The sequence below is a fragment of the Streptomyces sp. NPDC088553 genome, assembly GCF_044752965.1.
Classification (GTDB): Bacteria; Actinomycetota; Actinomycetes; order Streptomycetales; family Streptomycetaceae; genus Streptomyces.
The window spans coordinates 431,380-457,095 of the sequence record NZ_JBIVMG010000001.1; the positions used below are offsets into that span (position 1 = coordinate 431,380).

21 protein-coding genes are annotated in these 25,716 nt (G+C 72.7%); 8 read left to right on the top strand and 13 right to left on the bottom strand.

The window, feature by feature from the left end; genetic code table 11:
- Window positions 1-6 precede the first annotated feature (6 nt).
- The 4 genes from ACIP8Z_RS01990 to ACIP8Z_RS02005 all read right to left on the bottom strand — a co-directional run bounded on the left by ACIP8Z_RS01990 (window position 7) and on the right by ACIP8Z_RS02005 (window position 4,246).
- Window positions 7-1,191, bottom strand: coding sequence for a thiolase domain-containing protein (locus ACIP8Z_RS01990; protein ID WP_402077500.1), 1,185 nt, complete (start codon window positions 1,189-1,191; stop codon window positions 7-9).
- The gene (locus tag ACIP8Z_RS01995; RefSeq protein ID WP_402077503.1) at window positions 1,181-2,251 is read right to left on the bottom strand and encodes a thiolase domain-containing protein; all 1,071 of its coding nucleotides are present in this window, start codon (window positions 2,249-2,251) and stop codon (window positions 1,181-1,183) included. The genes ACIP8Z_RS01990 and ACIP8Z_RS01995 overlap by 11 nt, the downstream gene beginning before the upstream one ends.
- A complete protein-coding gene (locus ACIP8Z_RS02000) occupies window positions 2,248-3,207 on the bottom strand; it encodes an OB-fold domain-containing protein (protein WP_402077506.1) in 960 nt (319 codons plus the stop codon). The genes ACIP8Z_RS01995 and ACIP8Z_RS02000 overlap by 4 nt, the downstream gene beginning before the upstream one ends.
- Before the next feature lie 229 nt (window positions 3,208-3,436).
- A complete protein-coding gene (locus ACIP8Z_RS02005; protein ID WP_402077508.1) occupies window positions 3,437-4,246 on the bottom strand; it encodes a crotonase/enoyl-CoA hydratase family protein in 810 nt (269 codons plus the stop codon).
- A gap of 164 nt (window positions 4,247-4,410) precedes the next feature.
- On the opposite strand from ACIP8Z_RS02005, the gene ACIP8Z_RS02010 reads away from it, so the two are divergent.
- Window positions 4,411-6,054, top strand: a complete 1,644-nt coding sequence (locus tag ACIP8Z_RS02010) for an acyl-CoA synthetase (protein WP_402077511.1) — start codon at window positions 4,411-4,413, stop codon at window positions 6,052-6,054.
- Window positions 6,055-6,072: 18 nt separating this feature from the next.
- Here ACIP8Z_RS02010 and ACIP8Z_RS02015 read toward each other — a convergent pair whose 3' ends face one another.
- Together ACIP8Z_RS02015 and ACIP8Z_RS02020 are read right to left on the bottom strand one after the other, a co-directional pair.
- The gene (locus tag ACIP8Z_RS02015) at window positions 6,073-6,486 is read right to left on the bottom strand and encodes a VOC family protein (RefSeq protein ID WP_402077514.1); all 414 of its coding nucleotides are present in this window, start codon (window positions 6,484-6,486) and stop codon (window positions 6,073-6,075) included.
- A 140-nt stretch (window positions 6,487-6,626) separates the two neighbouring features.
- Window positions 6,627-7,295 carry an NADPH-dependent F420 reductase gene (locus tag ACIP8Z_RS02020; protein WP_402077517.1) on the bottom strand — a complete coding sequence of 223 codons (669 nt, stop codon included), beginning with the start codon at window positions 7,293-7,295 and terminating at the stop codon, window positions 6,627-6,629.
- Window positions 7,296-7,371: 76 nt separating this feature from the next.
- Between ACIP8Z_RS02020 and ACIP8Z_RS02025 the strand changes: the two genes are divergently transcribed.
- On the top strand, window positions 7,372-7,722 hold the full coding sequence (locus ACIP8Z_RS02025) for a winged helix-turn-helix transcriptional regulator (RefSeq protein ID WP_402077520.1): 351 nt from the start codon (window positions 7,372-7,374) through the stop codon (window positions 7,720-7,722).
- Window positions 7,723-7,767: 45 nt separating this feature from the next.
- On the opposite strand, the gene ACIP8Z_RS02030 is transcribed toward ACIP8Z_RS02025, so the two are convergent.
- On the bottom strand, window positions 7,768-9,288 hold the full coding sequence (locus tag ACIP8Z_RS02030; protein ID WP_402077522.1) for an alpha/beta fold hydrolase: 1,521 nt from the start codon (window positions 9,286-9,288) through the stop codon (window positions 7,768-7,770).
- A gap of 103 nt (window positions 9,289-9,391) precedes the next feature.
- Between ACIP8Z_RS02030 and ACIP8Z_RS02035 the strand changes: the two genes are divergently transcribed.
- Entirely contained in the window at window positions 9,392-10,207 is an 816-nt protein-coding gene (locus ACIP8Z_RS02035; RefSeq protein ID WP_402077525.1) for a pentapeptide repeat-containing protein, read from the top strand.
- A gap of 1 nt (window position 10,208) precedes the next feature.
- Here ACIP8Z_RS02035 and ACIP8Z_RS02040 read toward each other — a convergent pair whose 3' ends face one another.
- Entirely contained in the window at window positions 10,209-12,092 is a 1,884-nt protein-coding gene (locus ACIP8Z_RS02040) for a serine/threonine-protein kinase (protein ID WP_402077526.1), read from the bottom strand.
- Window positions 12,093-12,196: 104 nt separating this feature from the next.
- Entirely contained in the window at window positions 12,197-12,973 is a 777-nt protein-coding gene (locus ACIP8Z_RS02045) for a GNAT family N-acetyltransferase (RefSeq protein WP_402077529.1), read from the bottom strand.
- 263 nt (window positions 12,974-13,236) lie between these two features.
- On the opposite strand from ACIP8Z_RS02045, the gene paaK reads away from it, so the two are divergent.
- Window positions 13,237-14,526: a phenylacetate--CoA ligase PaaK gene (gene paaK, locus ACIP8Z_RS02050; RefSeq protein WP_402077532.1), complete on the top strand. Its 1,290-nt coding sequence runs from the start codon at window positions 13,237-13,239 to the stop codon at window positions 14,524-14,526.
- Between the two features lie 259 nt (window positions 14,527-14,785).
- Window positions 14,786-16,435 carry a protein kinase gene (locus ACIP8Z_RS02055; protein ID WP_402077535.1) on the top strand — a complete coding sequence of 550 codons (1,650 nt, stop codon included), beginning with the start codon at window positions 14,786-14,788 and terminating at the stop codon, window positions 16,433-16,435.
- On the opposite strand, the gene ACIP8Z_RS02060 is transcribed toward ACIP8Z_RS02055, so the two are convergent.
- The gene (locus ACIP8Z_RS02060; RefSeq protein ID WP_402077537.1) at window positions 16,414-17,940 is read right to left on the bottom strand and encodes a fatty acyl-CoA synthetase; all 1,527 of its coding nucleotides are present in this window, start codon (window positions 17,938-17,940) and stop codon (window positions 16,414-16,416) included. The two genes, ACIP8Z_RS02055 and ACIP8Z_RS02060, sit on opposite strands and share 22 nt — an antisense overlap.
- A 156-nt stretch (window positions 17,941-18,096) precedes the next feature.
- Between ACIP8Z_RS02060 and ACIP8Z_RS02065 the strand changes: the two genes are divergently transcribed.
- Window positions 18,097-20,562, top strand: coding sequence for a penicillin acylase family protein (locus ACIP8Z_RS02065; RefSeq protein ID WP_402077540.1), 2,466 nt, complete (start codon window positions 18,097-18,099; stop codon window positions 20,560-20,562).
- Window positions 20,563-20,632: 70 nt separating this feature from the next.
- Here ACIP8Z_RS02065 and ACIP8Z_RS02070 read toward each other — a convergent pair whose 3' ends face one another.
- Together ACIP8Z_RS02070 and ACIP8Z_RS02075 are read right to left on the bottom strand one after the other, a co-directional pair.
- Complete coding sequence (locus ACIP8Z_RS02070; RefSeq protein ID WP_402077541.1) at window positions 20,633-21,730, bottom strand: calcium:proton antiporter; 1,098 nt, start codon at window positions 21,728-21,730, stop codon at window positions 20,633-20,635.
- A 41-nt stretch (window positions 21,731-21,771) separates the two neighbouring features.
- The gene (locus ACIP8Z_RS02075) at window positions 21,772-22,176 is read right to left on the bottom strand and encodes a MarR family winged helix-turn-helix transcriptional regulator (protein ID WP_402078872.1); all 405 of its coding nucleotides are present in this window, start codon (window positions 22,174-22,176) and stop codon (window positions 21,772-21,774) included.
- A gap of 153 nt (window positions 22,177-22,329) precedes the next feature.
- On the opposite strand from ACIP8Z_RS02075, the gene ACIP8Z_RS02080 reads away from it, so the two are divergent.
- Window positions 22,330-23,226 carry a nitroreductase/quinone reductase family protein gene (locus ACIP8Z_RS02080; protein WP_402077544.1) on the top strand — a complete coding sequence of 299 codons (897 nt, stop codon included), beginning with the start codon at window positions 22,330-22,332 and terminating at the stop codon, window positions 23,224-23,226.
- A 29-nt stretch (window positions 23,227-23,255) separates the two neighbouring features.
- On the opposite strand, the gene ACIP8Z_RS02085 is transcribed toward ACIP8Z_RS02080, so the two are convergent.
- On the bottom strand, window positions 23,256-23,960 hold the full coding sequence (locus tag ACIP8Z_RS02085) for a GNAT family N-acetyltransferase (RefSeq protein ID WP_402077547.1): 705 nt from the start codon (window positions 23,958-23,960) through the stop codon (window positions 23,256-23,258).
- A 225-nt stretch (window positions 23,961-24,185) separates the two neighbouring features.
- Here ACIP8Z_RS02085 and ACIP8Z_RS02090 point away from each other — a divergent pair, with 225 nt between their 5' ends.
- Complete coding sequence (locus ACIP8Z_RS02090; protein WP_402077549.1) at window positions 24,186-25,679, top strand: MFS transporter; 1,494 nt, start codon at window positions 24,186-24,188, stop codon at window positions 25,677-25,679.
- Window positions 25,680-25,716 lie beyond the last annotated feature (37 nt).

The window sequence follows — 25,716 nt, forward strand, 5'->3', positions numbered from 1 at the left end:
CGCGGCTCAGGTCGTGGGCGGGGTGTCTCCCACGAGCCACATCGAGAAGAACTGGGCGCCGCCTCCGTAGGCGTGCCCGAGGGCCCGGTGCGCGCCGTCGACCTGGTGCTCGCCCGCCTCGCCCCGTACCTGGAGGGCGGCCTCGGCGAAGCGGATCATCCCGGAGGCTCCGATGGGGTTGGTGGAGAGCACCCCGCCGGAGGGGTTCACGGGCAGGTCGCCGTCGAGTTCGGTCACCCCCGCCTCGGTGAGCTTCCAGCCCTCGCCCTCCTCCGCGAAGCCGAGGTTCTCCAGCCACATCGGCTCGTACCAGGAGAACGGCACGTACATCTCGACGGCGTCGATCTCCCGCCGGGGGTCGGTGATTCCGGCCTGCCGGTAGACGTCGGCGGCGCAGTCCCGCCCCGCCCGCGGCGAGACGAAGTCCTTGCCCGCGAACAGGGTCGGTTCGCTGCGCATCGCGCCGCCGTGCACCCAGGCGGGCGGGCGGGGCGAACGGGCCGCGCCCGTCCGGTCGGTGAGGATCATCGCGCAGGCGCCGTCCGAGGAGGGGCACGTCTCGGAGTAGCGGATCGGGTCCCAGAGCATCGGGGAGGCCTGCACCTTCTCCAGGGTGAGGTCGTGCTCGTGGAGATGGGCGTACGGGTTCTTGAGCGCGTTGCGCCGGTCCTTGTACGCGACGAGGGAGCCGATCGCGTCGGGCGCGCCGGTGCGCCGCATGTACGCGCGCACGTGCGGGGCGAAGAAGCCGCCGGCTCCGGCGAGCAGCGGCTGCTGGAAGGGCACGGGCAGGGAGAGGCCCCACATGGCGTTGGACTCGGACTGCTTCTCGAACGCCACGGTGAGGACGGTCCGGTGGACGCGGGCGGCGACCAGGTTGGCGGCGACGAGCGCGGTGGAGCCGCCGACGGATCCCGCCGTGTGCACCCGGAGCATGGGCTTGCCGACCGCGCCGAGCGCGTCGGCGAGGTACAGCTCCGGCATCATCACGCCCTCGAAGAAGTCGGGCGCCTTGCCGATGACGACGGCGTCGATGTCCGCCCAGGTCAGTTCCGCGTCCTCCAGGGCGCGGACGGCGGCCTCGCGGACGAGTCCGGCGATGGACACGTCCCTGCGTGCGGCGACGTGCTTGGTCTGGCCTACGCCGACGACGGCGACGTACTCCTTCGATGTCACGGCCTTACCGGACATGCGGCTCTCCTTCCAGGACGGCGACCAGGTTCTGCTGGAGGCAGGGCCCGGAGGTGGCGTGGGCGAGGGCGCGGTCGGAGTCGCCGCGATGGATGCGGGCGGCGGCCTCGCCGAGCCGGATGAGGCCGGCGGCCATGACGGGGTTGGCGGCGAGCGCTCCGCCGGACGGGTTGACCCTCACGCTCTCGTCGAGGTCGAGGGCTTTCCTCAGCACGACCTCCTGGGAGGTGAAGGGCGCGTGGAGTTCGGCGGTGTCGACGGGCGCCTCGAAGGCTCCGGCGCGTTCGGCGGCGAGGCGGGTGGAGGGCGAGTCGGTGAGGTCGCGGACGCCGAGGGAGTGGGCCTCGATGCGGTGGTCCATGCCCCGGATCCAGGCGGGGCGGGCGCAGAGTTCGCGGGCCCGGTCGCCGACGGCGAGGATCACGGCGGCGGCGCCGTCGCCGATGGGCGGGCAGTCTCCGGTGCGCAGCGGCTGGACGACGTACTCGCCCTGGGGTCGGGCGCCGGGCAGCTGGGCGTGGGGGTTCGTGGTGGCGTCCGCGCGGCTGCGGCCGGCGATCGCGGCGAGGGCGGGTTCGTCGGTGGCGCCCGCGTCGACGAGCGCCTGCGCCTGGAGGGCGGCGAGGGCGACCGAGTCCGGCCAGAGCGGCGCCAGGTAGTACGGGTCGAGCTGGCGGGTGAGGACGTCGCGGACGGAGCCGGGCGAGGACTTCCCGTAGGAGTAGACGAGGGCGGTGTCGGCCTCGCCGGTGAGGAGCTTCACCCAGGCCTCGTACAGTGCCCAGGCGCCGTCCGTCTCGACGTGTGACTCGGAGATCGGCGGCCAGGCGCCGACGCCGTCGAGGGCCATCGTGAAGGAGAAGGCGCGGCCGGCCAGGTAGTCGGAGGAGCCGGAGCAGGTGAAGCCGATGTCGGAGGTCCTGAGGCCGGTCTGCCGCAGGACGTCGTGCAGGACGGGCATGACCATCTCGACCTCGGAGAGGTCGTCGGTGCGGCGGCGGTGGTCGCTCTGGGCGAAGGCGACGATCGCCACCTCTCGGTCCGGCCGGTGCGGCGTCACAGCAGCTCCTTGTAGGTGTCGTAGTCGGCGTCGGGCTCGCCGGTGGGCCGGTAGTGGTCCGGGTAGCGGCCGTCCTCGCTCCACACGGGTTCGACGCGCAGGCCCATGCGGACCTGGTCGTACGGGATGCCGCCGATGCGGCCGTGGAGGGCGAGCCCGGCGCCGTCGAGGGCGATGTGGGCGTAGACGTACGGCACCTCGATGTCGAGGTTCTTCGCCTTGATGTTGACGATGCAGTACGTGGTGACGGTGCCGCGCGGTCCGACCTCGACCTGGTCGGTGGTCGCGACTCCGCAGGTGGGGCAGGCGCCGCGGGGCGGCACGTACACCTTGGCGCAGGAGGGGCAGCGCTCGCCGACGGTCCGGCGCTCGGCGAGACCGTGCAGGTAGCGGGTCTGGGCGCGGCCGGGGCTGTAGGTGTAGTCGAGGCGGGCGGCGGCGACGATGCCGGTGACGGGGTCGGTGAACCGGCCGTCGTGGGCGCCCGGTTCGACCGCCGGATCGCTGTCGTACGGCTCGAAGCACGCGATGTCCGTGATGGCGCCGGACCGTTCGGCGGCCCAGCGGATCCGGACCCGCATCCCGGTGCGGACGGCTTCGGGGCCGGGGGCGTCGAGGGCGTGCAGGAGGGCGGTGTCGGCGCCGTCGAGGCGGACGAGGACCCAGGCGAAGGGCGTCGCGAGGGGCTGCGCGGGGCGGGGCGCGGGGTTCCAGGCCCAGGTGGTGACGGTGCCGGTGGTACCGACCTCGACGAGGTCGCGGAGCTCGGCGGCGGTGGCGGGGTCGTACTCGACGGGCGGGACGAGGACCTCACCGGTCTCGGTGCGGACGCCGAGGACGGTCTGCTCGCGGAGGCCGGTGAGGAAGGCGGACTGGACGGGGCCGAGGGAGCGGGTGAAGGGGAATTCGACGACGAGGGGTGCGCGGAGGGCCTCCGGCGGTGGGGTGACGGTCATAGGACGGCTCCTTGGTAGCGGTGTTGGGCGGTGGGTGCGGCGAGGGGCCGCTGCGTGGGGCCGTTTCCCCGCCCCGCCCCTTCCCGTGACCGGGGGCTCCGCCCCGGACCCGGCGCCTCACACGCCGGCGGGGCTGGACCACGGCGGCAGATCCAGCCCGTCCGGCGTTCGAGGACCGGGGTCTGGGGCGGAGCCCCGGTTCGGGGCTGGGGCGGGGTGGGAGCTCGGTTCACTCCCGCCGGTATTCCGGCGTCCGCTTCTCCGCGAACGCCCTCGCCCCCTCCTTCGCGTCCGCCGTGTCGAAGATCGGCCATCCCCGCTTCAGTTCGGCGGCCAGCCCCTCCGTCTCCGTCATCTCGGCGGTCTCGTACACGGAGGCCTTCACCGCCTCGACGGCGAGCGGCCCGCACGCGTTGATCCGCTCGGCGATGCCGAGGGCCTCGTCGAGGGCGGTTCCGTCGGGGACGACCCGGCCGACGAGGCCGATCCGGGCGGCTTCCTCCGCCGAGTACGGGCGGCCGGTGAGGAGCATTTCGAGGGCGTGGGTCCGGGCGATCTGCCGGGGGAGGCGGACCGTGGAGCCGCCGATCGGGAAGAGCCCGCGCCGGACCTCGAAGAGTCCGAACGTGGCCGAGGCGGCCGCGACCCGGATGTCGGTGCCCTGGAGGATCTCGGTGCCGCCGGCGACGCAGTAGCCCTCCACCGCGGCGATGACGGGTTTGCGGGGGCGGTGGTGGCGCAGCATCGCCTTCCAGTGCAGGTCGGGGTCGGCCTTGAGCCGGTCCCGGTACTGCTCGCCCTCCATCCCCTTGCCGGCCAGGGCCTTGAGGTCCATGCCCGCGCAGAAGGCGCCGCCCGCGCCGGTGAGGACGACGGAGCGGATGCCGTCGTCGGCGTCGGCCTCCAGCCAGCCGTCGTGGAGGCCGACGAGCATCGGCAGCGACAGGGCGTTCTTGGCCTCGGGCCGGTTCAAGGTGAGGACGAGCGTGGCGCCTTCGCGCCGTACGCCGAGGTGTTCGGTGCCACCAGTGCCACCCATGGGGGTCTCCCGTCTCCAGTTCTGGAACAGGTTGCAGTAGCCGGGGGCCCAGTTCAATAGTTTTCTGACACTCAGTCAGATTCTTCTGCGCACCCCCTTCCCCCTGTCGCCGGTCGGCGCTCTAATGACCGCCCAGTCAGTGCGAACCGGGGTCAGGAGGAACGGTGGAGTACAACCTTGCCGACCTGTTCGAATCGGTCGTCGACGCGGTCCCCGATCGCGAGGCGCTGGTGTACGTCGATCATCCGGGGACGGGCGAGGAGCGTCGGCTCACCTACGCCGAGCTCGACGAAGCCGCCAACCGGATCGCGCACCACCTCACCGACGCGGGCATGCGGCCCGGCGAGCACCTCGGCCTCCACCTCTACAACGGCATCGAGTACCTGCAGACCGTCCTCGCCTGCCTCAAAGCACGGATCGTGCCGGTCAACGTGAACTACCGGTACGTGGAGGAGGAGCTCGTCTACCTCTACCGGGACGCCGACCTGGCCGCACTCGTCTTCGACGCCGAGTTCACCGACCGGGTCGCGGCGGCGCTGCCGCAGACGGAGAAGCTGCGGCACCTCGTGCGGGTGGGGACCCCGCCCGAGGGAGCGGCCGACCTCGACTGCGTACCGTACGCCGAGGCGGAGGCCGCCGGTTCACCCGCGCGGGGCTTCGGGCCGCGCTCGGCCGACGACCTCTTCATCATCTACACCGGTGGCACGACCGGCATGCCCAAGGGCGTCCTGTGGCGCCAGGAGGACCTGTTCTTCGCGGGGCTGTTCGGCGGCGACCCCTCGGGCGAGGCCGTGAAGCGCCCCGAGGAGCTGGCCGAGCGGGTCGCCGCCGGCGGCGCCGGCATCACGTTCTTTCCCGCGCCGCCGCTGATGCACGGCACATCCACGCTGACCGCGTTCATCGCCTTCAACTACGGCCAGCGGGTCGTCCTGCACCGCAAGTACGTCCCGGAGGAGGTCCTCCGCACCCTGGAGAAGGAGAAGGTCTCCAGCATCTCCCTGGTCGGGGACGCGATGCTGCGGCCCCTCGTGGACGCGCTGCGCGGGCCGCTGAAGGGCACGGACCTCTCCGCCCTGTTCAGCCTGTCCTCGTCCGGGGCGATCATGTCCGAGACCGTACGGGCGCAGCTCCAGGAGCTGATGCCGAACGTCCTGCTCCTCAACAACTTCGGCTCGACCGAGTCCGGTTCCAACGGCCGCGCCACCGACGACTCCGGCCCGGCCAACGGCTTCCGGCTGCACGTCAACGAACGCACCCAGGTCGTCGAACCGGCGACCCGTGCCCCCGTCGCCATCGGCGAGATCGGCCGGCTGGCCCAGCGCGGTCACGTGCCGCTCGGCTACTACAACGACCCGGAGAAGACCGCCGAGACGTTCTTCGAGCGGGACGGGGTGCGGTGGGTGCTCCTCGGCGACATGGCGACCGTGGACGAGACCGGGGTGGTCACGGTCCTCGGGCGCGGCTCCCAGTGCATCAACACGGGCGGCGAGAAGGTCTATCCGGAGGAGGTGGAGCAGGCCCTGAAGTCCCACCCCGACGTGTACGACGCGCTGGTCGCCGGAGTGCCGGACGCCCGCTGGGGCAACCACGTCGCCGCGGTCGTCCAGCTCCGCGCGGACGCCCCGCCGCTGGATCTGGAGACCCTCCAGACCCACTGCCGTCCCCGCCTGGCGGGGTACAAGGTCCCGCGCCAGCTGGTCCTCACGGACCGCATCCAGCGCTCCCCCAGCGGCAAGGCGGACTACCGCTGGGCCCGCACGGTGGCGGTGGAGGCGGACACGAACACGGGCCCGGACACGAAGCCGTAGACGCGAGCGCGAGCCCGGTCAGCTCCGCTCGGTGATGTTGACCATCCACGTGATGCCGAACTTGTCCGTGCACATGCCGAACACATCGCCCCACATCTGCTTCTCCAGGGGGACGGCCACGGTGCTGCTGTCGGACAGCTTGTCCCAGTAGCCGCGCAGCTCGTCCGCGTCGTCGCCGCTCAGGCTCACCGCGAAGCCGCCCGCCGGGGTCTGCTCCGTGCCCGGCGGATTGTCGGCGGCCATCAAGGTGAAGCCGCTGGGCGTCTCCAGCATGCCGTGCATGATCTTTTCGGCGTAGCCGGGCGGCGCCTCGGCGCCGAACCCGCCGTACGTGTTGAGGTCGAGGGTGCCTCCGAGGACCTGCTGGTAGAACTCCAGGGCCTGCTTCGCGTCGCCGGAGAAGCTGAGATAGGGATTGAGTCGCGTGGTCACACCTGGCTCCTGTCATGTCGCGCCGTGGCGAGGTCGGGCACCGTCCGAGGGCGCCGCCCGAACGATCCTCCACGGGCGTGAGCGCCTACGGCCGAGGCGCGCCGCCCATGGGCCGATCGGCCCATGGGCGGGGACAGGCTCTAGGCACCCGGCGGCGTCTCCTCCGCCGGGCCCGCCGCGAACGCCAGCGGCGGCGCCATCGCCCGGGCGTCCGCGTTCTCCCCGACCCACAGGCCGATGAAGAGCGCGGCCGTCGCCTCCAGGAGCCCCGCCCTGTCGAGGCCTCCCCCGGTCAGCGGGGCGCAGCCCGCGTCCCGCACCAGCTGCCGTACGCACGCGAGCGCGGTGTCGTCGTCGCCGCACACCGGGACGGCGAGACGCTGTCCGTCGAAGACGGGAGGGTTCATCCTCCACACGTCCTCGTGGCACAGGTTGAAGGCCTTGACGACCCGTGCTCCGGGTGCGGCGTCCGCGAGGCGGCGCGCGGCCGAGGGGCCGCCGTCCGTGAGCAGCCGGAAGCCGGGTCCCACGGGGTTGGAGCAGTCCAGCAGCGCCTTCCCCGCCAGGGTCGCCCGCAGCTCGCCGACGACCGTCTCCCCCACGCCGTACGGCAGCGCGGCGAGGGTCACGTCGCCGAATCCCGCGGCCGCGCGCAGGTCTCCGTAGCCGGTTCCGCCGCCCAGGCGGCTCGCGAGGTGCCGCGCCCTCGTCCCGTCGCGGCCCCCGACGAGGACCTCGTGTCCCGCCCGTACCCAGTGGGTGGCCAGGGCGTCCGCCATGTTGCCCGTGCCCAGTACGCCGATCCGCATCGTCCGTCCCCTCTCCGCGCCGGCTTTCGGCGCCTCGGGGACGACATTAGGAAGGCGGTCGGGCACCATCTGGTACGTGACGTCCGACGCCTATCTCGCCGACTGCCGTGCCCGCCTCGCCTTCGACCTGCTGTCGAACACCTGGAACGCCGTGGTGCTCTGGTCCCTGCGACGGGGCCCGAGCCGCCACGGCGAACTCCGGGAGCTCATCGGCGGCATCAGTTCCAAGGTCCTCACCGAGACGCTGCGGCGGCTGGAGTTCAACGGACTGGTGGAGCGGCGCGTGGAGGACGGCGCTCCGGCCAGGATCAGTTACGAACTCACCGACCTGGGACGGAGCTTGCTCGGTCCGATCGACGCCTTCGGCGCGTGGGCCTTCGAGCACGGCGACGAGGTGATGGAGGCCCAGGAGCGCCACGGCGGGTGACGGCGGCCCCGTCGCCACGACCCGATCGGCGGGAGGCCCGTCCCTCTAGAGGCCGAACTCCCGCAGTGCGGACAGGAATTCGTCCGGTGCGTCCGTGTGGACGAGGTGCCCCGCCCCGATCGTGACGAACCGGGCGTCGGGGATCCGGTCGGCCAGCCAGGACAGCTGGTCCTGGCGGACGTGGCTGGTCGGGCCGCCCGCCACGACGAGCGTCGGGGCCGTGATCGCGGGGAGTTCCTCGCGCCAGGCCGGGTCGGGATCGTTCAGCTGGGCGTTGGTGGACGGCACGATCTCCCAGTCGAAGCCGAGCGGACCCTCGGGGCGTTCGGCCCGGGGGCGCGGCGGGTCGAGCGGGAAGAACACGGGGACGTCCTCCAGGACGAGCCGCCCGATCAGGTCCGGTTCCCGGGCGGCGAGGAGATACGCGGCCCCGCCGCCCATCGAGTGGGCGACGACCGTGGCGCCGGTGAGTCCGAGGGCCTTGAGGAAGCCGCCGAGTTCGTCACGGAAGTCGTCGAAGCCGTACCGGCCGGGCCGGTCGCTGAGGCCGTGGCCGCGCAGGTCGACCGCGTACACCCGGTGGTCGGCGGCGAGCTCTGCCGCGATCCGCGCCCACGTGGTGCTGTTCTCGCCCCGCCCGTGGACCAGGACGACGGGCGGGGCGTCCTCGGAGCCCCGTACCCGGTAGGCGAGGCGGACGGCGTCCACCGTGACCGTACGGACCTCCGGATCGAGGAAGGCGGCGACGGGGCGGACGAACGCCTCCGCGTCGTCGACCCACGGGAAGTGTCCGGCGCCCGGCAGGACGACGAGCTCGGCGTTCGGGAAGAAGGCGGCGGCCTCGGCGGCCTTGGCCGGGGTGGGTCCGGCGTCGTACTCCCCCGCCAGCACGAGGACGGGCGCCGTGAGCGCGGTGAGCGCGCGGCGGGTCGCCTCCGGCGTGTACGCGCCCTCGCCGTGGTACGCGGGGCCCGCCTCCCGGTTCCACTGCTCCGCGTCACGGGCCGCGTGGTCCTGGGCGGCCGCGTCCCAGCGGCCGTACGCGAAGGGCGCGACGATCTCACGTACGCGGGACTCCGGAGTGTCCGGGCCGATCGCGTCGAGCGCGGCCCTGGCCTGCGCGTACCAGGGCCGGTCGGCGAAGATCTCGACGGCCTCGTCCCACTCCTCGTCGGTGGTGCCGACGCCGAGCGCGCGACCCAGGCTGGTGACGAGCACGAGGGAGCGGATCCGCTCGGGGTGGGCGGCGGCGTACAGGGTGGCCAGGTTCCCGCCCGCCGAGTGGCCGAGCAGGTCGATCCGCTCCAGGCCGAGGTGGACGCGGAGGGCCTCGACGTCGCCGACCTGCCGGTCGCAGCGGTAGGTGCCGGGGTCGGCGGGCTCGGCACTCGCCCCGGTCCCCCGGGCGTCGAGCAGGACCAGGGCGCGGTGCGCGGCGAGTCCGCCCAGGTCACCGAGGTAGACGGCGTCGCGCATCGGCCCGCCCGCGAGGCACACCAGGGGCTCGCCCTCCCCCACGATCCGGTAGGCGAGTTCGGTTCCGTCGTACGAGGTGAACTGTGGCATGGCACCGATCCTCACGGACCACGAACGATCTTCGCAACGGGTTTGACGGGGAGCGCGATACGGTGGGTGGACCGTCCCCGACCAGCGAAGGAATCGTTCGACCGTGCCCGAGACCCGGGAATCCGCACTGCGCGGCGACTGCGCCAACTGCTTCGGCCTGTGCTGTGTGGCGCTGCCCTTCGCGAAGTCGGCCGACTTCGCCGTGAACAAGGCGCCGGGAGAGCCCTGCCGGAACCTCCAGGAGGACTTCCGCTGCGGCATCCACACCCGGCTGCGGACGAGCGGCTTCCAGGGCTGCACGGTCTACGACTGCTTCGGCGCCGGCCAGCAGGTCTCCCAGGTGACCTTCGGTGGTGTGTCCTGGCGCGAGGCACCGGAGACCGCGAGCCGGATGTACGACGTGTTCTACGTGATGCGCCAGCTCCACGAACTGCTGCGCTATCTCACGGAGGCGCTGGCCCGCCCGGCGGCCCGTCCCGTCCACGCCGAGCTGCGGACGGCGCTCGCCCGGGTCGAGGACCTCACCGCTGGCTCGGCGGACGACCTGGAGAAGTTGAGGGTGCCGGAGGTGCGCGCGGAGGTGAACGAGCTGCTCCTGCGGACGAGCGAGCTCGTCCGTGCCACGGCCGGCGGGAAGCCGAAGAGCCGGCGCGGGGCGGACCTGATCGGCAAGCGGCTGCGCGGCGCGAAGCTGCGCGGCACCGACCTGCGCGGGGCGCTGCTGATCGCGGCCGATCTGACGGGCGCGGACCTGTCGCTCGCGGACCTGATCGGCGCGGACCTGCGGGACGCCGATCTGTCGGGTGCGGACCTGACCGGCGCCCTCTTCCTGACGCAGCCCCAGCTGAACGCGGCGCGCGGGAACGCCGAGACCCGCCTCCCGGAGGGTTTCGAGCGCCCCGCGCACTGGGCGTCCTGATCTACGACGTGGGGGCCGCGTTGCGCCAGACCGTGACGTCGAGCGTCATGTAGGTGCTGGGCGAGCCCTCCGGGGAGATGCCCTTGACGGTGACGAGGCCCATGTGGCCGGTCCCCGTCGTGACGCAGAGCTGCCGGCCCTGGGACAGCTTGTTCACGTACACCTCCTTGGTGAACCGGGTCTCCGCGCGGCACACGTCGAGCGAACCCACCTGCCCCGGGTCGAGGAGCACCAGGTTGCCGCCGCTGCTCTCGGCGTCGAGGTAACCGCCGGTGTCGTAGGAGAGTTCGTACCCGCCGTCCTCGCCGTCCTGGGGGCGTACGACCTCGTCCCCGAGGGTCAGGTGGTAGCCGGCGGTGAGGTTGATCGTCTTGAAGTCGGCGGGCTTCGCGGCGGACGCCGTCGGGGGCTTCGTACTCGTGCCACCGGTTCCGTCGGTGCCGGTGGTGCCCGAGGACGTGGCGCCGCCCGTACCGCCGCTCGGCTTGTCGTTGCCCGAGGCGTTCGTCTGCTCCTTGTCCTTCAGGAGCGTGTAGGCGGTGACACCGCCCACGGCGCCGAAGGCGACGACGGCGGCCACGGCGACGAGCAGCCCCTTCCTGGCCGAGCCGCGCCGTGCGCCGGGCGGCATGGCCATCGGCCCGCCGGGGGCACCGGGGTGCGGGTACGCCGCCGACGGGTACGGCCCCTGGGGCGGCTGATAGGCATGACCGGGGGCCGCATGGGTCGGTGCCATGTGCGCCGGCGCGGCGTGGGTCGGCGCCGCGTGCGGCGGGGGCGTGCTGTACGGCCCGGGCGGCGGGGTCGCCTGGTGGCCGACGGACGGCCCGTAGGCGCCGGGCGGCGCGGCCGGCGGGACCGGGGTCGACGGAGCGGTCGGCGAGTAGGCCGGGGCGGTGGGCGGGTGGCCGCCGCCCGTGGGCGCGGTCGTCGGGGGCGGCGGCGTCTGGACCGGGGCCGGAGCGGCGGCACGCGCGGTGATGTCGGCGGAGACCGGGGCCGGCAGCCAGTCCTCGGGCCGACGGAGGACGGTCGCCGCGTTCGCGGCCTGGCAGAGCTGGATGATCTCGGCGAGCGACGGCCGCGCCTCCGGGTCCTTCGCCAGGCACCGGGTGACCAGCTCGCTGAGGCGCTCGGGCACCGCGCTGAGGTCGGGCTCCTCGTGCACGATCCGGTAGAGGACGCCGTGCGAGGTCCCCTCGCCGAACGCCGGGACACCCGTCGACGCGTACGCCGCGACCTGCCCCAGCGCGAAGACGTCGGTGGCCGCGGTCACCCTCCGCCCGGCGGCCTGCTCGGGTGCCATGAACGAGGGGGTGCCGATGGTGACGCCGCTGCCGGTGAGGGAGGTCGCGTCGGCCGCGTGCGCGATGCCGAAATCGATGACGCGGGGCCCGTCGGCGGCGAGCAGCACGTTGGACGGCTTGAGGTCGCGGTGCACGATCCCGGCGCCGTGGATGACGTGCAGGGCCTCGGCCATGCCCGCGACGAGCAGGAGGACCGTCTCCACGGGCAGTGCGCCGTGGGAGACGACCGCGTCGGCGAGCGAGGGGCCGGGGACGTAGGCGGTCGCAAGCCAGGGCTGCGCGCCCTCGGGATCGGCGTCGATCACGGGCGCGGTGAAGAGCCCCTGGACGCGCTGCGCGGAGCGCACCTCCTGGGCGAAGCGGCGGCGGAACTCCGCGTCCTCGCCGAACTCGGGGCGGATCAGCTTGATGGCGACGGGCCGGCCGCCAGGGGTGTACGACAGGTACACCTTGCCCATGCCGCCGGCGCCCAGCCGTGCGGCGAGCCGGTATCCCGCGACCGTGGTGGGATCGTCGGCCGCGAGCGGCTGGAAGACCTCGCCCGTGCCGCCCCCGCGACCCGACTGCTGACCACTCATGAACTCGTGTCTCCCCACGCAGACCTCGATTGCCGGACGGCACCCTACCGTTTCCGGACAGCCGGCCCGCTCCGTCTCCGGGGAACTCCGGGGAGGCGGGCGGACTACCCGCCGTAGGTGTGAGGGGTCGTGGTGGAAAGCGTGAGGAATCCGAGGCGTTGGAGGATCGGCCGGCTCGTGTCGGCCGCGTCGACCTGGACGTAGCGGTGGCCGCGTTCGGCCGCGATGCGCGCGCGGTGGGCGACGAGTGCGCGGTAGAGGCCGCGTCCGCGCCAGGCCTCGACGGTGCCGCCGCCCCAGAGGCCCGCGAAGTCGGTGCCGGGGCAGAGTTCGAGGCGGGCGGCGCTGACGGGTTCGCCGTCGGCGAGGGCGAGGACGGCGGTGACGGTGTCGGGGTCGGCCGCGAGCCGGTCCAGGAGCTGGCGTTCGAGGTGGGCGCTGTCGGTGCCGAAGGCGCGTTCGTGGACCTCGGCCACCTGACGTACCCCTGACTCGTCGGTGACGGCGCGGAGTTCGACGCCCGCGGGCAGCGGTACGTCGTGGGGCAGCGCGGCGGCCTCGGCGGCCATCAGGGTCTCGGGGTCCTCGGCGGTGAATCCCGCGGCGATGAGCCTTTCGCCGAGGTCGGCGGGGGTGTCGTGGGCGTACAGCTTCCACTCGAAGGGCAGGCCTTCGGCGCGGTAGTGGTCGATCTGGCCGGCGATGGCGCGGTCGGCGTTCCCCGCGTCGAGACCGGACCAGAGGACGCCGTTCCAGGCGTGCGCGGGCCCGGTCTGGCGGACGACGTCGCCGACCCGCTCGACCCGGCAGCCGGGCCCGTCGGGGCGGGCGTCACGGCGGAGCTGACGGTCGTACAGGTCACGAAGGTGCTGGGGTTCCATGCGGGCCACTCCAGCACCCGGCCCCGCGGCCGGCAACGGGTTTACCGGGCGGGGCCACGCTTCCCCCGCGGGTCCTCTCCCCGGCGGGAGCCACCCTTCCCCCAGGGGTCGCCTTTCCCCCGCGGGGGCCACCGCTCTCCCTGCGGGGGCCACGTTTTTTCTCCGCCCCCTTGCCAACCCCCCGGTACCTCCGGTTTTACTGACCGGGAACGGATCGACCGAATGATCGGTCGTCCGTTTTACGACCGTGGAGGAGTGGCGCGATGACGGAACTGCTGGACAGCGGCGAACGGCTCGGACGTGAGGAGCTCGCGGCCCTCCAGCTGGATCGGCTGCGGGCGAGCCTGCGCCACGCGTACGAGAACGTGGACTTCTACCGGCGCTCCTTCGACGCGGCCGGGGTGACCCCGGACGACTGCCGTACGCTCGCGGACCTGGCCCGCTTCCCCTTCACCGCCAAGACGGACCTGCGCGACCACTACCCCTTCGGCATGTTCGCCGTCGACCAGTCCCGGATCCGGCGCATCCACGCCTCCAGCGGCACCACCGGCCGGCCGACCGTCGTCGGCTACACCGACGGCGACCTCGACATGTGGGCGGACGTCGTCGCCCGCTCCCTGCGCGCCGCCGGGGCCCGCCCCGGGCACAAGGTCCATGTGGCGTACGGCTACGGCCTGTTCACGGGCGGACTCGGCGCGCACTACGGCGCGGAGCGGCTCGGGTGCACGGTGATCCCCGCGTCGGGCGGCATGACGGCCCGGCAGGTGCAGCTCATCCAGGACTTCCGTCCCGAGATCATCATGGTGACCCCCTCGTACATGCTGACCCTGCTCGACGAGTTCGAGCGGCAGGGCGTGGACCCTCGCTCGACCTCCCTGAAGGTGGGCGTCTTCGGCGCCGAGCCGTGGACGGAGGCGATGCGGAAGGAGATCGAGGAGGCCTTCGCGATCGACGCGGTCGACATCTACGGCCTGTCGGAGGTCATCGGCCCCGGCGTGGCCCAGGAGTGCGTGGAGACGAAGGACGGCCTGCACATCTGGGAGGACCACTTCTACCCGGAGATCGTGGACCCGTTCACGGGCGAGGTGCTGCCGGACGGCGAGGAGGGGGAGCTCGTCTTCACCTCGCTCACCAAGGAGGCCATGCCGATCGTCCGCTACCGGACGCGCGATCTGACCCGTCTGCTGCCGGGGACCGCCAGGGTGTTCCGGCGGATGGAGAAGGTCACGGGGCGCAGCGACGACATGATCATCCTGCGCGGGGTGAACCTCTTCCCCACCCAGATCGAGGAGATCGTCCTCCGCACCCCGGCCGTGGCCCCGCACTTCCAGCTCCGGCTGACCCGCGAGGGCCGGCTCGACGCCCTGACCGTACGGGCCGAGGCGCGCGCGGGCGCGACGGACGAGCAGCGTGCGGAGGCGGCCCGGTCGATCGCGGCGGCGGTCAAGGACGGGATCGGGGTCTCGGTGGGCGTGGAGGTGGTCGACCCGGAGACCCTGGAGCGCTCGGTGGGCAAGATCAAGCGGATCGTGGACCTGCGGAAGTCGTCCTGAGGTCTGTCCGGCGGTCCGGCGATCCGGCGGTCCGGCGGTCCGGCGGACGGGCGGACCGGCGGACGGGCGGACCGGCGGATCAGGGTCGGCCCCGGCCATGATCCGCCGGACAGGCCCTGGCTGCCCGGCCCCGGTTCCGGTGTCGGACCTGGCCGATCGTGGGCGAACGGCCCCTGCGGATGTGCCTGATCGCGTACGGTCTGCGGCAGGGGTGGGACCACTCTGGCCCCAGGCGTCACCGGGAGCGGGGGGACTCGGCATGGTTGGGCCACGACTGGAGCCGTTACAGGGGGACGACCCGCGCCGGCTGGGCACGTACCGGCTGATCGGCCGGATCGGCTCCGGCGGCATGGGACGGGTCTATCTCGCTCGCACCGTCAGCGGCTGGCTCGTCGCGGTGAAGACGCTGCTCGCCGACGGCGTGCCCGAGGAGTCCGACCGGCGGCGCTTCGCCCGTGAGGTCGCGCTGGCCCGCCGTGTCACGGGGGCTTTCACGGTCTCCGTGATGGACGCGGACGCGCAGGCCCCGAAGCCGTGGATGGCCACCGAGTACATCCCCGCCCCCTCGCTCGCCGAGCTCGTCCGGGAGGCGGGCCCGCTGCCCGCCCCGGCCGTGCGCTGGATCGCCGTCGGCATGGCCGAGGCCCTCGCGGACCTCCATCGCGCGGGTGTCGTCCACCGCGACGTCAAACCGGGCAACGTCCTGCTGCCGCTGTCCGGCCCCCGCCTCATCGACTTCGGCATCTCCCACGCCCTCGACCTGACCCGCACCACGCTGACGCTGGGCACGATGGCCTTCACGTCACCGGAGCAGGCGCGCGGCGAGGCGTCGACAGCGGCGTCCGACATGTACTCCATGGGGGCGACGCTGCTCCATCTCGCGACGTCCCGGTTCCCGTACGGGCCGGTGAACGACGCGTTCCGGCTGCTGGCCCGCGTCCAGCGCGCCGAGGTCGACGATGCCCTCCTGCCGGAGGAGCTGCGGGAACTGGTCCTTCCGCTGCTCTCGCTGTCCCCGGCGGACCGGCCGACACCGGTGGCCCTGCTCGTCGGCTTCGCGAAGGACCCGACGGGCGGCAGCGAACTGCTCCCGGCGTCGTGGACGGCCGTGATCCGGGCGCACCAGGACTTCGTGGCACCGCGGCCGGACGAGGCGCCGGTGGCCGTCGAGGCCCCGGCGTCCTCGATTCCCGACATCCCGGAGGCCGCCCTCGAGGCGCCCCCGACCCCCGCCACCCCGACGGGAGCCCATGAGGCGCCCCCGACCCCCGGCGCCTCGGCCGGAGCCCATGAAGCGCCCACGCGTACGGCCCCGCCCCGCGGCCCTCTTGCCCCGTCGCGGCCCGCGCGTGTGTCCCCGGGACCGCGGCGCCGGGTCCTGGGCGCGGTGGCCGGTGTGCTGGCGGCCATGGTGCTGGCGACGGGCGGCTATGTGGGATACCGCCAGGGGCTGTTCGGCGGCGACCCCGACGCCGACCGGGTCCCCGTCGTCGGTGACTGCCTCGGAAACACCCGTACAGGCGAGGAGACGTTCGCTCCCAGTCGGCCGCGTGTGGTCGACTGCGGCAAAAGCGGCGCCCGGACGGTCGTCATGGGGGCAGGGTCGGACGGCTCCTGCCCCAACGGGTCCGTCATGGGCGAGCGCTGGACGGCGCAGAAGCTGTGCGTGGCCCCGCACGTCGTAGCCGGGGACTGTCTCGACGCCGGCCAGGGCGACGGTGGGTTTCTCCCCACCACCGTGCTGTGGGCGGAACGGACCTGCGGCGAGGGAAAGCAGCTGAAGGTGGTCAAGGTCGTCGACGCGCCCCGGGACGCCTTCACCGACTGCGGCATGGAGTGGAACGCGCGTACCGACAGCCTCCCGTACACCGAGACGCTCCAGCGGGACTACTGCCTCAAGCCCGCCTGACCGTCCGCGTACCGCTCGCGCAGCTCCCGCTTGAGGATCTTGCCGCTCGCGTTGCGGGGCAGTTCCGGAAGGAAGTGGACGCGCTTCGGGGCCTTGAAGTGGGACAGGTTCTCCCGCGCGTGGGTGAGGAGTTCCGTCTCGGTGACCTCGCCGCGCGGGACGACCACCGCCGTGACCGCCTCGATCCAGCGTTCGTCGGGGAGGCCGATCACGGCCACCTCGGCGACCCCGGGGTGGATGTAGAGCGCGTCCTCCACCTGGCGCGAAGCGACCAGCACACCACCGGAGTTGATGACGTCCTTCACCCGGTCGACGATGGTGAGATAGCCCTCGGCGTCGCGGACGGCGAGGTCGCCCGAGCGGAACCAGCCGCCGCGGAAGGCCGCTTCGGTCTCCTCGGGCTTGCGCCAGTACCCGTCGCACAGCTGCGGTGAGCGGTACACGATCTCGCCGGGCGTGCCGTCGGGCACGTCCTTGCCGTCCTCGTCCACGACCCGCGCCTCGACGTGGCGGACGGGCCGGCCGCAGGAGTCCATCCGGCCCGTGTGCTCGTCGGGGCCGAGGACGGTGGCGAGCGGGCCGATCTCCGACTGGCCGAAGCAGTTGTAGAAGCGCAGTGCGGGCAGCCGCGCGCGCAGCCCTTCGAGGACCGGTACGGGCATGACCGAGGCCCCGTAGTAGGCCTTGCGCAGGGCCGACAGGTCCCGGCTGGCGAACTCGGGGTGGTTGGCGAGGCCGATCCACACGGTCGGAGGGGCGAAGAGGCTGTCGGCGCGGCCCGCCTCGATCAGGTCGAAGAGGACGGCCGGATCGGGTCCGTCGACGATGGTGTTCTCGGCGCCGACGGCGAGATACGGCAGCAGGAAGACATGCATCTGCGCCGAGTGGTAGAGCGGCAGCGCGTGCACCGGCCGGTCGTCCTCGTGCAGGTCGAGCGCCTCGATCGCGCTCGCGTACTCGTGGACGAGCGCCCGGTGGGTCATCATCGCGCCCTTGGGCAGCCCGGTGGTGCCCGAGGTGTAGAGCAGCTGGACGCACTCCCGGGCGTCACGGTCGCTGTCGTACGCCTCCGGCTCCGCGAGCGCGTCGAGGAGGGAACCGGGCGCGTCCCGCAGCGCCTTGACCGCGAAACCGTCCGGTACGCGCTCCGCGAGGGCGGGGTCGGCGAGGACCAGGGAGGTCTCGGACTGTTCGAGGAGGTACGTGAGGTCCTCGCCGGTCAGGTGGTGGTTGACCGGCACATGGATCAGGCCCGCCCGGGAGCAGGCGAGGAACGCGATGAGGTAGGCGTCCGAGTTGTGGCCGTAGGTCGCGACCCGGGCGGTCTCGGGCAGACCGAGGCCGTGGTGCGGCTCCCGCAGGACGGCCGCGGCGGTGGAGACGGCCGCGTCCAGCTCGGCGTACGTCCAGGTCCGGTCGGCGTGGCGGAGGGCGATCCGGTCGGGGACGCGCTGGGCGCTCATGCGCAGGACACCGTCGACGGCGCGGCTGAGGAGTCGATCCATGCGGTGATCCTCCGCGCGTACCGGGCGGAAGGTCAAGTACCGTGCGGCGCGCCGGACAGGCCCGGACCTCGGATACCGAACGGGATGTTGACACGAGGGCCCGCGACTGCGTGCATGGTCCAACCCGTAGTGCTCATCCGCCCGTTGGGAGGCATCTTGCACCTCCGTACCCGTCTGAAGCAGCTGACGCTCACCGCATCCGCCCTCGCCGTCGTCACCGCCACGCTGCCCGGCGCGGCGGCCGCCGACGCCGGGGGCCGGGGCCACCACCCGTCCGACCGGGGCCTGTCGGCGGTCATCCGGTACACCGAGTACGGCATCCCGCACATCGTGGCCAAGGACTACGCGAACCTCGGCTTCGGGACGGGCTGGGCCCAGGCCGCCGACCAGATATGCACGCTCGCGGACGGGTTCCTGACGGTGAACGGGGAGCGGTCCCGGTACTTCGGCCCGGACGCCGCCCCGGACGGCTCGCTGTCGTCCGCCGCCACGAACCTCTCCAGCGACCTGTACTTCCGTGGGGTGAGGGACGCCGGAACCGTCGAGGCGCTGGTCGCCACTCCGGCACCGGCCGGACCGAGCCGCGATCTGAAGGAGCTCATGCGGGGCTGGGCGGCCGGGTACAACGCCTGGCTGCGGAAGAACCGCGTCACGGATCCCGCCTGCGCGCAGGCCGACTGGGTCCGCCCGGTGACCGCCCTCGACGTGGCCCGGCGCGGATTCGCCGTCTCGGTGCTCGGCGGCCAGGGCCGTGCCGTCGACGGCATCACCGCCGCCCGGCCGCCGGCCGCTCCCGCCGACACGCGGACCGGCGCGGACGGGCAGGTGCCCGCACCGCGGACCGGCGGGTCCGGTCCGGTGCCTGCCGCGCGGACCGGCGAGCCCGGACAGGCGCCCGACCCCGAGCGGGCCGCCGAGGCCGCGCGGGAGCTCTTCGCCGCCGAGAACGCCACGATGGGTTCCAACGCCGTCGCCTTCTCGGGGGCCAGCACGGCGAACGGGCGCGGCCTGCTCCTGGGCAACCCGCACTATCCCTGGCAGGGCGGCCGCCGCTTCTGGCAGTCGCAGCAGACCATCCCCGGGGAGCTGAACGTCTCGGGCGCCTCGCTCCTCGGCACGACCGTCGTGAACATCGGCTTCAACGACAAGGTGGCCTGGAGCCACACCGTCGCCACCGGCGTCCCGCTCAACCTGCACCAGTTGGCGCTCGCCCCCGGCGACCCGACCTCGTACCTGGTGGACGGCCGGCCGGAGCGGATGACCCCACGTCAGGTGACCGTCCCGGTCAAGGGCGGCGCCCCGGTCACCCGTACCCAGTGGTGGACCCGGTACGGCCCCGTCGTCGGCGGTCTCGGCGCACAGCTCCCGCTGCCGTGGACGGCGAACACGGCGTACGCGCTGAACGACCCCAACGCGAGCAATCTGCGCGGCTCCGACACCGCGCTCGGCTTCGGCAAGGCGCGCTCCACGCGGGACATCGCCGAGGCCCTGCGGCGCACCCAGGGACTGCCCTGGGTCAACACGATCGCGGCGGACTCGTCGGGCCACTCCTACTTCAGTCAGTCGCAGGTGCTGCCCCGGATCACCGACGAGCTCGCCGCGCGCTGCTCCACCCCGCTCGGCCGGGCCACCTACCCCTCGTCGGGGGTGGCGGTGCTCGACGGCTCACGGTCGGACTGCGCGCTCGGCTCCGACCCGGACGCGGTGCAGCCGGGCGTCTTCGGACCGGCGAGGATGCCGGTGCTGCGGGACACGCCGTACGTGGAGAACTCCAACGACAGTGCCTGGCTGACCAACGCCGACCGGCCGTTGACCGGCTACGAGCGGATCTTCGGCACGATCGCCACCCAGCGCTCGCTGCGCACCCGCGGTGGTGTCGAGGACGTGGCGGCGATGGCGGCCCGCGGCGATCTGACGGTGGCCGACCTGCAGCGGCAGCAGTTCGCCAACCGGGCTCCGGCAGGTGATCTGGCGGCGGCCGACGCGGCACGGGCCTGCGGGACGGCGCTCCCGGACGATACCGAGGCCTGCCGGGTGATCGGCGCCTGGGACCGGACGGTGAACACGGACAGCGGCGGCGCGCTGCTCTTCGACCGTTTCTGGCGGAAGTTCACGGCGGCGGTGCCGTCGGCCCAGCAGTGGACGGTGCCGTTCTCGGCGGCGGACCCGGTCCGTACCCCGAACACCCTGAACACGGCGGCGCCGGGCTTCACGAAGGCCCTGGCGGACGCGGTGGCGGAGCTGCGGGCGGCGGGGATCCCGCTGGACGCGCCGCTCGGCGCGCACCAGTTCGTCGTACGGAACGGGCAGCGGATCCCGGTGAGCGGCGGCACCGAGGCGCTGGGGGTCTGGAACAAGACGGAGCCCGTGTGGAACCCGGCGGGCGGCGGCTACACGGAGGTCGCGCACGGGACCAGTCATGTGCAGGCGGTGGGCTGGGACGGCGGCCGGTGCCCGGTGGCCCGCACCCTGCTCTCGTACTCCCAGTCCTCGAACCCGGTGTCACCGCACTTCAGCGACCAGACCCGGCTGTACGCGGGCGAGCGCTGGGTGACCTCCCGGTTCTGCGAGAAGGACATCCTGCGCTCGCCGGCGCTGCGGGTGGTGGTCGCCCGGGGCTGAACGGTTCCGCTCGGCCTCGGGCGGGGCTCGTCAGGGGCTGAACGATTCGCTCGGCCCCGGGCGGGGCCCGTCAGGGGCTGAACGACAGGAACACGAAGGCGGCGAAGATCGCGAGATGGACGCCGCCCTGGAGGAGCGTGGCCCGTCCGGGCACCACGGTCAGGGCGCTCACCACACCGGTGAGGACGAGCAGGACCATGTGGATCGGGCCCAGGCCGAGCACCAGGGGCCCGGACAGCCAGATCGAGGCGAGCGCGATCGCCGGAATCGTCAGGCCGATGCTGGCGATCGCGGAGCCGTACGCGAGGTTGAGGCTGGTCTGGACGCGGTCCCTGCGGGCCGCGCGGACGGCGGCGAGGGTCTCGGGCAGCAGCACCATCAGGGCGATGACGACACCGACGACCGCCTTGGGCAGGCCCGCCGACTGGACGCCGTCCTCGATGGTCGGCGAGATCAGCTTGGCGTTGCCGACGACGGCGACGAGGGCGACCACGAGGAGTCCGAGGCTGGTCCAGGCGTCGCGCCGGGTCGGCGGGTCCGCGTGCTCGTCCTCCGACTCCTGGCCGGGCCGCGGTACGGGAAGGAAGTAGTCCCGGTGCCGCACGGTCTGGACACCGACGAACACGCCGTACAGGCAGATGGACGCGACGGCGGCGAAGGCGAGCTGGACGCCGGAGAACTCGGGGCCCGGATGGCTGGTGGTGAACGTCGGCAGGACCAGCGTCATCGTGGCCAGGGTGCAGACGGTGGCGAGCGCGCCGCCGGAGCCCTCGGCGTTGAAGACGGCGACCCGGTTGCGGAGGGCGCCGACGAGGAGGGAGAGTCCGACGATGCCGTTGCAGGTGATCATGACGGCGGCGAAGACGGTGTCCCGAGCGTAGGTCGAGGTCTTCTCGCCGCCTCCCACCATCAGCGAGACGATGAGTCCGACCTCGATGACGGTGACGGCCACGGCGAGGACCAGCGAGCCGTAGGGTTCGCCCACCCGGTGGGCGATGACCTCGGCGTGGTGGACCGCGGCGAGGACGGCGGCGATCAGGCAGAGGGCGATGAGCCCTACGGCGAAGCCCGGCAGATCGCGACCCCAGGCCGCGACAAGCGCAAGCGCCGCCACCACCGGCCCCCAGGTGGTCCACTGCCGTGTCAATGACGCCGTGCTCGAACTCATGATCCGCATCCTGCCACAAAGGGGGCTTTCGCCCGGTTCGGTCAATCCAGGGGGTCGCTGAGGCCGCGTTCGTACGCGGTGAGGGTGTCGAGGAACATCCGCCGCTGCGCCGCGTCGAGCGGGGCGAGGGCGGAGCGCCAGGCGTCGGCGCTGCGGCCGAGCCAGCCGTCGATGGCGGCGGCGTGCGCCGGCGCGATGGAGACGATCTTGCGCCTGCGGTCGGCGGGGTCCTCGACCCGTTCCAGTACGCCCTTCTTCGCCAGGTCCCCCACCATGAGGCTCACGGTCGTCGGGGCGATCTCCAGGCGGGCGGCGAGCTCGTTGACGCTCAGCGACCCGTCGAACAGGAGATAGGCGAGCAGGGAGAGATGGCGGGGCGCGAGCGTCAGCGTCTGCAGCTCCTCGGGAATCCTGATCCGCTTCGCCCGCGAGACCATCCGGGGCATGAGCAGCAGCAACGTGCGCACGGCCTCGTCGAGTTCCGGCCCGTCGGCGACCTCGTCCCCCTCGTGTGCGGTTGACACCGTGCACCCTCCCTTTTAGCTTTGCTTTCAAAGCAAATAGATCCGTCGAGGTCGATGCTACCGGAAGGCACAGCCATGCCCGATTTCAACCGACAGGTCATCGAGGAGTTCCGCGCCAACGGCGGCCGGGTGGGCGGGATGTTCGAGGGCGCGGCCCTGCTCCTGCTCACCACGACGGGCGCCCGCAGCGGGCGAGCGCACACCAACCCCGCCGTGTACGTACGCGACGGGGCGCGGCTGCTCGTCTTCGCGTCGAACGCCGGCGGACCGAAGCACCCCGCCTGGTTCCACAACCTCAGCGCCGACCCGTACGTGACCGTCGAGCTGGGCACCCCGGAGGGGACCGTCGAGCGCTTCGGGGCGACGGCGGTGGTGACGGAGGGAGAGGAGCGGGACCGGCTGTACGCGGAACAGGCGGAGCGCGACCCGGGGTTCGCCGCCTACCAGGCGGCCACGGACCGGGTCATCCCGGTCGTCGCCCTGCACCGGGTGGACCTCGGGGACCCGGCGCGGCACCGGGCGATCGCCGACCACCTGGTGAAGGTGCACGCCGAACTGCGGGACGAGCTGACGGCGTTACGCGAGGGGCTGGGGTCCGCGGCGGACACGGCGGACACGGCGGTACGGGACACCCCGACGCTCGGCGGACGGCTGGCCCGGCACTGCCTGTCCTTCTGCGGCGCGCTGCACGCCCACCACCACAACGAGGACAGCGCCTTCGACCTCCTGGAGCGCGAGTTCCCGGAGCTGTCCGACTCGCTCGACCGGATGCGCGAGGAGCACAAGGTGGTCGCCCGCACGGTGGCGGAGCTGGAGGCGCTCCTCACCTCGGGGGCCGCACCCGCGACCCTCCGCGCCGAGGTGGACCGGCTGGCCACCCGGCTGGAGGAGCACTTCACGTACGAGGAGGCACAGTTGGTCCCGGCGCTCACGCGCGCCCTGATCCGGCCCGATCGACAAGACACCCCCTAGCCTCGGCGACGGACCGGGGACGACGGGCCCTACGGGGTACGGAAGCCGCGGAAGGTGACGTGCTTGCGCGTCACGAAGCCGAGCTTCTCGTAGAGGGCGCGCGCGCCGGCGTTCGTCTCGGCCACATGGAGGAAGACCCCTTCGCCCCGCGCCTCGACGCGTGCCGCGAGCGCGCCCACCAGGCGGGCGGCGTGGCCCTGCCCGCGCGCCTCGGGCGCGGTGCAGACCGCGCTGATCTCGGTCCACCCCGGAGGCCGGAGCCGCTCGCCGGCCATGGCGACCAGCGTGCCCCTCTCACGGATGCCGAGGTACGTGCCGAGTTCGGGGGTCCGGGCCCAGAACGGCCCGGGGCGGGTGCGTTCGACGAGGTCCAGCATCTCGGGCACGCTGTCCGAGCCCAGCTCGACCACGCCGTCGTCCGTCTCGTCCCCCGGACGCCCGGGCGCGCCGTCGCCCGGCCGGATCATCTGGCGGCCCTCCAGGACGAAGACGGGCTCCCAGTCCGACGGCGGGAGAACCGGGCAGCTGAACAGGTCGGCGAACGCGCCCCGGCCGAGGAGTTCGGTGAGGTCGGCCCACTTCGCCGGGTCCGGGTCGGTGGACACGGCGGCGAAGGTCGAGACGTCCGGCAGATAGGTGACGGCCTTGCCGACGCGGCGGGCGAGAGGGGCGTGCCGGCCCCGGAGGGACTCACCCACGGGGTCGTCCAGTACGAAGGGATCGCGGCCCGCCATCGTGTCGTCCCTCTCATGTTCCGTGCCGAACGGGGAAGGCGGTCACCGCGGGAGACCTCCTCACGCACGAAGTCTAAGCGGGCGGGCGGCAGGCCCGTGGGCCCTGTCGGCGTACGGCCAGGTGGCGGGTTCGCGAGCCGGTGGCCGTGTCCGCTTACGTACACCGGCACCGTGTGAGACAGCCTGGCACGGTCGCCCTCGACGCCCAGCGGTAAGGAGCGTGTCTTGAGTGCCCATGACGACGTGGTGATCGGCACCGTCACGACCAAGATCCCGGCACGGCTCGACCGGCTGCCGTGGTCACGGTGGCACTGGATGATCGTGATCGGGCTCGGCACGGTGTGGATCCTCGACGGCCTCGAGGTGACCATCGTCGGCAGCATGGCCGGCCGGCTCTCGGAGGAGGGCAGCGGACTGCCCATCACCGACGCGCAGGTCACCGGCACGGCCGCGGCGCTGTACGTGGCGGGTGCCTGCTCGGGCGCCTTGTTCTTCGGGTGGCTCACCGACCGCTACGGCCGCAAGAAGCTGTTCCTGATCACCCTCGCGGTCTATCTGGCGGCGACGGCGATGACCGCGCTGTCGTTCTCCGTGTGGTGGTTCTTCCTCTTCCGCTTCCTCACCGGATTCGGCATCGGCGGCGAGTACGCGGCCATCAACTCCGCCATCGACGAACTCATCCCGAGCAAGTACCGGGGCCGGGTCGACCTCGTCATCAACGGCAGCTACTGGCTGGGGGCCGTGGGCGGCGCGCTGCTGTCCGTCGTGGCGCTCGACACCGACATCTTCGCGATCGACGTGGGCTGGCGGCTGACCTTCGGGCTCGGTGTCGTGCTCGGACTCGTGATCCTGCTCGTCCGCCGGCACGTGCCCGAGAGTCCCCGCTGGATGCTCATCCACGGCCGGTCGGAGGGCGCGGAGGAACTCGTGACCGTGGTGGAGCACCAGGTGGAGGAGGAGAAACACACCCGGCTTCCGGAGCCGGACCGGTCGATCACCATCGAGCAGCGACGCTCCATCGGCTTCGTCGAGATCGCCCGTACGCTCTTCCGCGCGTACCCGAAGCGGGCGATCCTCGGCTTCTCCCTGTTCATCGGGCAGGCCTTCCTCTACAACGCCATCACCTTCGGCTTCGGCTCCATCCTGGTGAAGTTCTTCGACGTCCCGACCGGCAACACCGGTTACTACTTCGCCGTGATCGCCTTCGGCAACTTCCTCGGTCCGCTGCTGCTCGGCCGCCTCTTCGACACCGTCGGCCGACGCCCCATGATCGCGGGAACGTACATCCTGTCGGGTCTGCTGCTCTTCGGCACGGCCTGGCTCTTCGACCGGGGCAGCCTCGACGCGACGACCATGACCGCCTGCTGGTGCGTGGTCCTCTTCTTCGCCTCCGCGGGCGCCAGTTCCGCCTATCTGACCGTCAGCGAGATCTTCCCCATGGAGACCCGGGCGATGGCGATCGCGTTCTTCTACGCCATCGGCACGGCGGCCGGCGGCATCTCCGGCCCGCTGATCTTCGCCGAACTGACGGAGAGCGGGGTCGTCCGCGACGCCGTCATCGCCTTCTGCATCGGCGCCGCCCTCATGGTCCTCGCGGGCCTGGTCGCCGTGTTCTTCGCCGTCGCGGCGGAGGGCCGGTCGCTGGAGGACATCGCGACACCCCTCTCGGCGAAGTCGACGCCCGAGGACGGCCCTCCGACCGTGGGCGCCACGCCCTGACGGGGCGCCGCCCGCGGGCCGGGAGCCGTCGGGGCCC

Bases quoted from the DNA above. Each gene is read 5' to 3' on its own strand.
- ACIP8Z_RS02030 (WP_402077522.1), bottom strand. From the start codon at position 9,288: ATGCCACAGTTCACCTCGTACGACGGAACCGAACTCGCCTACCGGATC.
- ACIP8Z_RS02000 (WP_402077506.1), bottom strand. From the start codon at position 3,207: ATGACCGTCACCCCACCGCCGGAGGCCCTCCGCGCACCCCTCGTCGTC.
- ACIP8Z_RS01990 (WP_402077500.1), bottom strand. From the start codon at position 1,191: ATGTCCGGTAAGGCCGTGACATCGAAGGAGTACGTCGCCGTCGTCGGC.
- ACIP8Z_RS02060 (WP_402077537.1), bottom strand. From the start codon at position 17,940: ATGGATCGACTCCTCAGCCGCGCCGTCGACGGTGTCCTGCGCATGAGC.
- ACIP8Z_RS02070 (WP_402077541.1), bottom strand. From the start codon at position 21,730: ATGAGTTCGAGCACGGCGTCATTGACACGGCAGTGGACCACCTGGGGG.
- ACIP8Z_RS02075 (WP_402078872.1), bottom strand. From the start codon at position 22,176: ATGCCCCGGATGGTCTCGCGGGCGAAGCGGATCAGGATTCCCGAGGAG.
- ACIP8Z_RS02055 (WP_402077535.1), top strand. From the start codon at position 14,786: ATGGTTGGGCCACGACTGGAGCCGTTACAGGGGGACGACCCGCGCCGG.
- paaK (WP_402077532.1), top strand. From the start codon at position 13,237: ATGACGGAACTGCTGGACAGCGGCGAACGGCTCGGACGTGAGGAGCTC.
- ACIP8Z_RS02045 (WP_402077529.1), bottom strand. From the start codon at position 12,973: ATGGAACCCCAGCACCTTCGTGACCTGTACGACCGTCAGCTCCGCCGT.
- ACIP8Z_RS02080 (WP_402077544.1), top strand. From the start codon at position 22,330: ATGCCCGATTTCAACCGACAGGTCATCGAGGAGTTCCGCGCCAACGGC.
- ACIP8Z_RS02040 (WP_402077526.1), bottom strand. From the start codon at position 12,092: ATGAGTGGTCAGCAGTCGGGTCGCGGGGGCGGCACGGGCGAGGTCTTC.
- ACIP8Z_RS02020 (WP_402077517.1), bottom strand. From the start codon at position 7,295: ATGCGGATCGGCGTACTGGGCACGGGCAACATGGCGGACGCCCTGGCC.
- ACIP8Z_RS02005 (WP_402077508.1), bottom strand. From the start codon at position 4,246: ATGGGTGGCACTGGTGGCACCGAACACCTCGGCGTACGGCGCGAAGGC.
- ACIP8Z_RS02085 (WP_402077547.1), bottom strand. From the start codon at position 23,960: ATGGCGGGCCGCGATCCCTTCGTACTGGACGACCCCGTGGGTGAGTCC.